Origin of the sequence: Streptomyces sp. NPDC006265 (genome assembly GCF_040613555.1) — a bacterium.
GTDB lineage: Bacteria > Actinomycetota > Actinomycetes > Streptomycetales > Streptomycetaceae > Streptomyces.
Genome location: NZ_JBEXSH010000384.1, coordinates 1 through 8,123, shown reverse-complemented (window position 1 = coordinate 8,123; position 8,123 = coordinate 1). Strand labels below are relative to the sequence as shown.

The 8,123-nt window shown below is 70.8% G+C and carries 9 protein-coding genes and 3 pseudogenes; 7 read left to right on the top strand and 5 right to left on the bottom strand.

Going from position 1 to position 8,123, the window contains the following annotated elements; all coding sequences use genetic code 11:
* A pseudogene (locus ABZ281_RS27430) lies at positions 1-459 on the bottom strand (restriction endonuclease); the annotation flags it as partial.
* A 129-nt stretch (positions 460-588) separates the two neighbouring features.
* Positions 589-894, bottom strand: a complete 306-nt coding sequence (locus tag ABZ281_RS27425; protein ID WP_356659653.1) for a hypothetical protein — start codon at positions 892-894, stop codon at positions 589-591.
* A gap of 200 nt (positions 895-1,094) precedes the next feature.
* Here ABZ281_RS27425 and ABZ281_RS27420 point away from each other — a divergent pair.
* Positions 1,095-1,415: pseudogene (locus ABZ281_RS27420) on the top strand (phosphatase); the annotation flags it as partial.
* Positions 1,307-2,008, top strand: coding sequence for a TetR family transcriptional regulator (locus ABZ281_RS27415; protein WP_356659651.1), 702 nt, complete (start codon positions 1,307-1,309; stop codon positions 2,006-2,008). The pseudogene ABZ281_RS27420 and the gene ABZ281_RS27415, both read left to right, overlap by 109 nt.
* A gap of 30 nt (positions 2,009-2,038) precedes the next feature.
* Here ABZ281_RS27415 and ABZ281_RS27410 read toward each other — a convergent pair whose 3' ends face one another.
* Entirely contained in the window at positions 2,039-3,373 is a 1,335-nt protein-coding gene (locus ABZ281_RS27410; protein WP_356659649.1) for an alpha/beta hydrolase, read from the bottom strand.
* Positions 3,374-3,441: 68 nt separating this feature from the next.
* On the opposite strand from ABZ281_RS27410, the gene ABZ281_RS27405 reads away from it, so the two are divergent.
* Positions 3,442-4,059, top strand: coding sequence for a TetR-like C-terminal domain-containing protein (locus tag ABZ281_RS27405; RefSeq protein ID WP_356659647.1), 618 nt, complete (start codon positions 3,442-3,444; stop codon positions 4,057-4,059).
* 42 nt (positions 4,060-4,101) lie between these two features.
* Here the strand turns inward: ABZ281_RS27405 and ABZ281_RS27400 are convergent.
* Together ABZ281_RS27400 and ABZ281_RS27395 are read right to left on the bottom strand one after the other, a co-directional pair.
* Positions 4,102-4,733 (bottom strand): annotated as a pseudogene (locus tag ABZ281_RS27400) (class I SAM-dependent methyltransferase).
* A gap of 244 nt (positions 4,734-4,977) precedes the next feature.
* Entirely contained in the window at positions 4,978-5,619 is a 642-nt protein-coding gene (locus ABZ281_RS27395; protein WP_356659645.1) for a dienelactone hydrolase family protein, read from the bottom strand.
* Positions 5,620-5,729: 110 nt separating this feature from the next.
* On the opposite strand from ABZ281_RS27395, the gene ABZ281_RS27390 reads away from it, so the two are divergent.
* From ABZ281_RS27390 to ABZ281_RS27375, 4 genes are all read left to right on the top strand, one after another.
* Positions 5,730-6,212: a MarR family transcriptional regulator gene (locus ABZ281_RS27390; RefSeq protein WP_356659643.1), complete on the top strand. Its 483-nt coding sequence runs from the start codon at positions 5,730-5,732 to the stop codon at positions 6,210-6,212.
* A 98-nt stretch (positions 6,213-6,310) separates the two neighbouring features.
* Positions 6,311-7,144 carry a class I SAM-dependent methyltransferase gene (locus ABZ281_RS27385; RefSeq protein WP_356659641.1) on the top strand — a complete coding sequence of 278 codons (834 nt, stop codon included), beginning with the start codon at positions 6,311-6,313 and terminating at the stop codon, positions 7,142-7,144.
* Positions 7,138-7,698, top strand: coding sequence for a 2'-5' RNA ligase family protein (locus ABZ281_RS27380; protein ID WP_356659639.1), 561 nt, complete (start codon positions 7,138-7,140; stop codon positions 7,696-7,698). The genes ABZ281_RS27385 and ABZ281_RS27380 overlap by 7 nt, the downstream gene beginning before the upstream one ends.
* Before the next feature lie 109 nt (positions 7,699-7,807).
* On the top strand, positions 7,808-8,041 hold the full coding sequence (locus ABZ281_RS27375) for a hypothetical protein (protein ID WP_356659637.1): 234 nt from the start codon (positions 7,808-7,810) through the stop codon (positions 8,039-8,041).
* The last annotated feature ends 82 nt before the right edge of the window (positions 8,042-8,123 follow it).

Here is an 8,123-nt window from a genome sequence, read left to right as displayed (position 1 = left end):
CAACGTCTGTTCTCCTTCCGGGCGAACGCGGCCGACCACGCGTCGAGCGGAGCAGCCGTCGCGTGCGCAGAGTGCGGCGATCGCCGCCTCGAACTCCTCCGGTGTCAGGGCCCGGTAGTCGACCGTGACCTCAACGGCCGTCCGCTGAGGGGGAACGGCCGGGGCCTCCAGCTGCTCGGCCGCTTCCCTGGCCGCCTCGTCGAGCGCGGCCGCGGCCCTGCGCGCCACTCCCGCGACGCGCCACCGGCGCCGCAGTCCCAGGCAGCCGGCGACACCTATCACGACCAGGACGAACACCCAGGCAGGACGCCGCTCGACCGCGTCGGCCGCCACGCGTGCGGCGCTGCCCACGGCGCACACGACCACCGCCAGGAACACGAAGAACAGGGCCGTCGACCGAAGGTCGAACCCGTATCGGCGGCGCTTCGCACATGCCGTACGACGTGCAGGCACTGTCACGACATCCCCCCTCCCGGGACAACAGCAAGATCACTCCCACCGTGTGCCCAAGATCAACGCCTTCACCGCTCCGGACGCCGTGTGCGACGCCCCACCGGCGTCGCGCGGAGCCGTGGACCGTCGCCGCCGTCATCGTTCCCGAATGCGCCACCACCACCAACGCCCTGCGGTCCACTCGCTCGCCCAACCCGGATCCGGGAGTGTGCGGCGCTCGAACTCCGCGTCGATGCGTTCCACCAGGCGACCGAGATCCGCGCGGGCTCGGGCGGGCAGATGCCGTAGGGCCACGTCCAGGTCGTCTCGGCCCTCTTCGATCTCGATGCCGGGACTTTCGTAAGGGCCGCTGAGATAGCGCCCCGGCTGTCTGAAGGCCCGCTCGAAGCGGCTCAGAGCGACAGCGACGGGCCACAGATGCTCGGCCTCAACACGCCGCATCGCTGTCCGAGTCCGAGCAGACACGCACGGAATCCGGCGAACCGGCAGGTGCTCGGGCGGCCGCCACCGCTCTGCGCGGACGGCCTTGGGACGTCTACGCGGCATTGCCCTTTCGGATCAGAATCATGTCGGCATTCTGACACGGCCGGTGCCTCGGTGAGCTGTCCGAAACCGCCCGCCGGAGGCCTGGCGTGACCAGCGTGACCAGTGAAGGCGGGCGGCCGGGCCGCGCGAAGCACGTCCTGTTCGACGTCGATGGCACGTTGATCGACGCGGCGAGCAACCAGCGTCGGGTCTGGGGGACATGGGCGCGGCGGTACGGGCTGGACCCGGACGAGGTCTACCGGGTGGCATTGCGGACGCGACCGATGGATACGTTCGCTCAGGTCGCTGCGGACCGTGATGCGAGGGAGTGCCTGGCCGTACTGCACGAGTTGGAGGACGACGACGTCCGGTCCGGCGTCTATACGGCCTTCGACGGCGCTTCGGAACTGCTGCGCAGTCTGCCTCCGGGGGCTTGGCCGCCCGCGAACGACAGGTCCTGGTGGCGGCCACCGAGGAGTTCGGCCGCCACGGCTACGAATCCACCACCATGGCCGCCGTCGCCACCCGGGTCGGCGTCACCGAGCCCCTGCTGCACCACTACTTCGGCAGCAAGCAGGACCTCTACCTCGCCTGCTTGAACCCCGTGGGCGACCGCCTCCTGCACGCCATCCGCACCGCCATGACCGAACCCGCCCGCGCCGCGCCACCCACCGCCCTGCGTGTACTGCGCGCCCTGTTCACCGCGCTCGGAACGGGCAGCGCGAGGCGTGGTTCGTCCTCTACGACGCCACGCTGCCGCCAGACAGCGACGCCTCCCGCCGTGCGGCGTACTACCGCCGCGCCATCGACGACCTCGCCTCGACCGGCACCGCCGACCTCCTGCGGAGGACCGGATCCGGCGACCCGCTGGACGCCGACGCCCTCGCCTACGCGTGGCGCGGCCTGTGCACCGCACTGGTCCGCTGGTGGGTCAACCACCGATCAGTCGCCCGAAGCCATGACGCAACGCTGCGCGCGGCTCTTCGCGGCCGGCCGCACCATCCTCGCCGCCGGCGACGAGATCGCCTGAGCGGCCGACCGGACCGCCGAGGGAGGGCGCCTATTCGTGGTCCCGCAGGAAGGCCGGGATGTCGTCGCGGGTCGGATGGTTCGGCAGGGGTGCCGGCTCGTCCTCGAGGAACGCGGTGATGACGGCGGCGGCACGCTCGTTGTTGGCGTCCAGGCCGTTCCACATGTGGTGGCCGACGCCGGGCATGTACTGCGTCCGCTGGACGGCGGGGTCGTGGGCGAGGATCTCGGTCGCCCATCGGCGGACTTGCGAGGAGCACTCGGCGATCATCAGCATCGCGGGGATCCGGGACTGCCCCAGTCGCCGTGCGATGGAGGGCGAGTCCCTGATCGTCTGCTGGACGCGGAGGCTGGCGGCGGGGCTGAAGGAGAAGGTGCGGGCGGTGTCCTCGGCGGGGATGCGGTGTGCGTCGCGCGCGCAGTAGGCGGAGGCCGTGTCGCTGCCGAGATCGGCGGCGGTGAAGGCGTTGTCGCCCTCCGCCTGTCCGATCAACCCGGTGTCAGGGGTGAGGAGTCCGAGTCGCATGAGGCCGAATGCCACGGCGTACCGGGGGACATGGGTCGACCGTGGTCCGGTCATGGCCGGCGCGAGGCCCCGTGCGGACTTTCGCCCTATGGGTCCGGTGATGTCCGCGGTGGGGCCGTCCATGGGGCCGGGATCGGCGATGACCGCCCGGTGCAGGCGTGCGGCGACGCGCGGATCGGCCAGGGCCCGGGTGAGCACGACCCCGCCCGAGGAGAATCCGAGAACGTCGGCCTTGCCCCGGTCCAGGCGGTCGACGAAGGCGGCGAGGTCACGGACCGACTTGGAGATCGTGTACTGGTCCATGGGGAGCAGGTCGCTTCGCCCGGCACCGGCCGGTTCGTAGGCGTAGACGTCGTGGCCCTGGCGTGCCAGGAGTTGCAGGAACCGGTGGTCGAGCACCGAGATGCCGCGGACCGGCCCGCCGTTGAGGTACACGAACGGGACGGGATGCCGGGGGCCCCGGCCGGCGGGTGGGTAGTGGTACACCGCGACCCTGCTGCCTGTGGCCAGGCTCCAGTGCTGTGTCGCCACGAACGGCAGGGCCGGCGGGTGCTGCCGGGTCGCCGGCGCCGTCGGGACGCAGACCGTTGCCGTCAGCGCCGCCGCGACGACCACCGGCAGGAACGGCACGAGCCGTGCCGGCCGACTGCGGCGCCGGCCCCGCCGCATCGCCACGACGGACCCGGCCGCGAGGGTCGTCGACCACGCCGCGAGCCCTGAGCCGGCCCCGTCGGTGAGGGCGATCAGTGCGACAAAGGCGACGACCAGAGCCACGACGGCGGCCAAGGCCAGCGATAAGCGCCCGGTGACGCGGGCGAGACGTATGACGGATGTGGGCACGGCAGACCTCCGACAGTTGCATAACGCTGTTTCAAAACGACGTTATCAGAGGAGGTAGGCTGTCGGTCGTGGGTAGGCCGAGAACGAACGACGAGGCGGTCAAAGAGCGGCTCGTGGTGTGTGCGACCGAGATGCTCGCGACGCGTCCGCGGGAGTCGGTGACGGTCCGTGCCGTGGCCGCCGCCGCCGAGACGTCGACAACGGCCGTGTACTCCCTGTTCGGTGGCAAGGACGGGTTGATCGGCGCGGTGCGGGACAGAGCCGTCTCCGGGCTGTTCCAGGACGTGTCGGCGGTGCCGACGTCCGAGGACCCGCTGGCCGATCTCTATGCGCTGGCCGTCGCCTACCGCCGTTGGGGACGAGGCCACAGCCACCTGTACACGGTGCTGTTCGGCGGTGTGCAGTCCTTCGACCCGTCGGGGGAGGTCGGCGTCGAGGACCCGATCCGCCCGCTCCTGACGGCGATCGACCGCGCCGTGAAGGAGTCCGTGCTCGCCGGTGAGGCGACGTCGATCGCCCTGTCGATGTGGGCGGCCATGCACGGACTCGTGACGCTCGAACTGGCCGGGGCCCTCGACACAGCCACCGCGGAGACCGCGTTCGGATCGACGATGCGCGCCGTCCTGCGCGGATGGGCGACCCCCGCGGTGTTCAGCGGCCTTCGCGGCGCCGACGTCGCTCCATGACGTAATGTATGTACGCGCGCCCGTGCCCGAGTGTCTGTTCCGTCAGGCGGTGCGGCGGATCAGCAGGACGTGGTCGGTGACCTCGGCGGTGCGTCCGCCCGGGCCGGTCGCGATCCGGCGGGGTGAGTCGGCCCGTTCGAACGTCCAGGTCCCCGGGTTCAGATCGATTCCGGCGGCGACCTCCTGCGGGCTCGGGTACCGAAGGCCGGGATCCCGGTTCCACGACCACGGCGCGGTCGATCCGTGATCGACCACCAGCAACCGCCCGCCGGGCCGCAGCGCATGAGCGGCCGATCGCAGGACGGTCGACCGGTCCAGACCGAAGGGGTGTGCAGGTAGTGGGCGCACACCAGGTCGAACTCTCCGGGCGGGAAGGACTCCTGCACGTCGTGCCGCGCCGCGAGGACGCGGTCGCCCAGGGCTTGCGCGCGGGCGAGGGCGGTGAGCCGCTCGACCGCCACGGCCGAGATGTCGACCGCGGTGACACGCCACCCCTGCCCGGCGAGCCACAACGCGTCGCCGCCCTCGCCGCATCCGAGGTCCAGAGCCTCGCCGGGCGGAAGGCCGAGGCCTGTCACCGTCTCGGTGAGGCGAGCGTTGGGGCGGGGGCCCTCGGCTGCGGGGCGGCCCGCGTAGACGTCGTCCCAGAATGCGACCGCATCGTTGGTGCTCATCAGGCCTCCATGTGTCGGTGTGCCCTCAATCTCGCCAGGCCCCATGCGGCTCGGCACGGAATGTTGCGGTTACGGCAAAAGGCCTCCGCGGCCGAGGAACGGCTGCGCCCCCGGCCGACGGGATGTCCGTCGGCCGGGGGCGTGCTGGTGGCCGGCTCGTCACCGGGGGAGGGGGCGTGGTGCCGCCCCGCCGAGCGGTGGCACCGCCGTCATCGGGTTTCTCACCAGTGCCCGGCGCGGGGCGTCAGTTCGCGAAGGGGACGGCGTCGGCGGGGTCGGCGTGCCAGTTCGTGGCGACGGGCCGGTCGACCGTGACGGTCTCGGGGAGGGTCAGGGTGACGGCGTTGGCCTCGTCGCCCGCGACGGACAGCGTGGACAGGAGGAGATGCAGGCTCTCGGGCCCGTCGGCGCCCACGGGGCCGTGGAATCCGGCGACGGCGGCCACGTGGCCGGGGTGGGCCGCGGCGGTGCGCATCGCCAGCAGGCCGCCGATGCAGTATCCGGTCACCGCGACCGGACCGGCGCCGACCTCGGGCCGGGCGGTGAGGAACGCGAGGTAGGCGTCGGCGTCGCTCAGGACGCGTTCGGTGGTGTGCGCCTCGATCATGGGCATCAGCCGGGCGAGGATCGCTGGCCGGGACTCCTCTCCGATGTGGTCCGGGAGTTCGATCACCGGTGCCGGGCCGTGCCGGTAGAAGACGTTGGGGACGAGCACGTAGTACCCGTGCCCGGCGAGTTCGCGGGCCATTTCCCGCAGCACGGGCCGGATGCCGAAGCCGTCCGCGTACATCAGCACCCCGGGGTGCCGCTCGCCCTGGTCGGGGAAGGCGGCGAACGCGTCGGCCCGGCCGTCCGCGGTGGGGATCTGCAGCGTCTTGATCGGCAAGTTCTGCCTTCCTGTCGGTCACTTAGGTCAGCGTTAGTCACACTAACGGTTTGCAGGCCCGAGTGAACGTACATCGTTAGTGGGACCAACACAACGGTAGATTTGATGCCATGACCCGAGCCGAAGCAGCCGACATGCCCGACACGGACGCGCTCAGGACCCCCGACAGGCTGCGGCGGCGGGCGAGCCGGTTGCTGTCCCAACTGACCATGCGCTCGGACCGGCTGATCACCGAAGGGCTGGCCAGGGCCGATGCCCGCAAGTGGCACTACGCCGTGCTCGCCTCACTGCAGGAGTTCGGGCCGGCCAGCCAGGCGGAGCTGAGCAGGCGCTCCGGCATCTACCGCAGCGACATGGTCGGTGTGCTCAACGAACTGGCCGAGCGGGACCTCGTCGAGCGAACACCGGACCCCGCCGACCGGCGCCGCAACGTCATCACGATCTCCCCCCGGGGCCGCCGCCACCTGGACCGCCTGGATGTGGTCCTCGACGACCTCCACGACTCACTCCTCACACCCCTCGCCCCGGCCGAACGCGACCAGTTCATCCAGCTGCTCACTCGCTTGCTGGACCACCACGCCGGGACCTCGTGAGCCGCGTAGCGGCATCGCGGGCCGAAGGGGCGTCCCACGGCTTCGGATCAGGCTGCCCCTACCGCGCAGCCGGCGCAGCCCGTGTCACGATGCTCGGCATGTCTGGTCGCGCGCTGAGTTTCGGAGTGGTGGCGGAAGCGTACGAACGGTTCCGGCCCGGATATCCCGTGGAACTGCTCGACATGGTGATGGCGTACGCGGGTCATCCGGTCCGGACCGCCCTCGAGATCGGCGCCGGTACGGGCAAAGCGACCCGGCTTTTCGCTCAGCGAGGGATCAGGGTCACCGCGACCGAGCCCGACGGGTCCATGCTCGCCGAGCTGCGCAAGCACGTGCCGGCGAACGTCAGCTGCGCGCAAGCCGCGTTCGAGGACCTGCAACCGGGTGAGCGGTACGGACTGGTCTACGCGGCCGCAGCGTTGCACTGGACGAACCCTGAGGGCCGGTGGTCACGCATGGCCGGGCTGCTGGAGCCGGGTGGCGTGTTCGCCTCCTTCGGCGGGCGGTTCCGGTTGGCCGACCCGGCCGTGGAGGAGGCCGTTCGCACGGCGAGAGCAGCCTTCCTGGAGAGCGACGAGATTCCGTCCCCCGACGGGACGCCTCCGGATCACGCGATGCAGTGGCCGGGTACCGAGCTGCAACGATCCGAGTGGTTCACCGACGTTCAACAGGCGTGGACCGAACGCCACGTGACGATGAGCGCCCGCGACTACGTCGGGCACCTCTCCACCGTCTCGGCCCATCTCGTCCTGCCACTCCAGGAGCGAGAGCAGGTGTTCAGCCGGATCATGCGGGTCCTCCCGGACAGGGTCGAGATGAGGGCCGACATCACCGTCCATCTCGCGCGTCGGCGCAACGAGGACGAGGGAAGCCCAGTTCGTGGAGCAGCCTTGATCACGGAGCTCCCCGCCTGTGATCATGGAGCGTGTTGATCGCAGATGAGGGCAGGGCAGACAGCGAGCGGGAGCGGGACGGGTGGCCGGACATACCAGGCGACACCGCGTTCACCATCAAGATCCGAGAGGCTGATCCGCTGGTCCGGGCCGGATTTCCCGCCCATGTGACGGTCCTCTATCCGTTCGTGCACCAGAGCCGCCTGGACGACCTCGTCCGCAGTGAACTGTGCCGCCTCTTCGCCCGGCACCCTTCCTTCGCCTTGACCTTCGCCGAATTCGGCCGATACCCCGGCGTGCTGTACCTCGACCCTCAGCCACACGATCCCGTCAGGGCGCTCACCGCGGACCTCACTCGGCGCTGGCCGGAGCTGGTGCCGTATCGAGGGATCTTCGGCACTGGTCTCGACCCCCACCTGACGATCGCGAATCACAAGGGCCCAGCGACCCAGGACGCGGCGTACGACGCGTTGCAGGCCGAACTCGCGCCCCTGCTGCCGCTGCGGTGCCATGTCGACGCCGTCGAACTCATCGTCTGGGACGGGGAACGCTGGCAGAGCCGGGCCGAGTACCCGCTCGGCCGGGTCGATTGACGCGGGGGGCGCGGTCGGCCTGGCGCAGGCCGAACACCGTTCCTGCTCCGGCGACAAGAGCGGATCGCCGAGGCTGATAGGGAGCGCGTTCCGGGGTACCTGCGTCGGCATGGCTTCGGAAACCGATCACGTTGAATCCGTACGAGCGCTGCGGCAGCTGCGCCGGATGCGCACCTTCTACGCAGGGGGCGCCGTCCTGTGGGCGACGTCGGCCGCATCGGCGGGATGGGACGACCCCGGGGGCCGGCCGATGTGGGTGTCGGTGGCGTTCCTGCTGGTCTTCGCCGTTCTGCTGGGCATGACGGCCCTGTGGCTGAGGCGTCGGCAGGCCGACCACCGCTGAGCTCCCGCACCCGCTTCTCCACAGCTGTACACCCCTCACCCCCCTCACCCTCCCGGGGCTGTCCGGGGCTCGGACCGCAGCC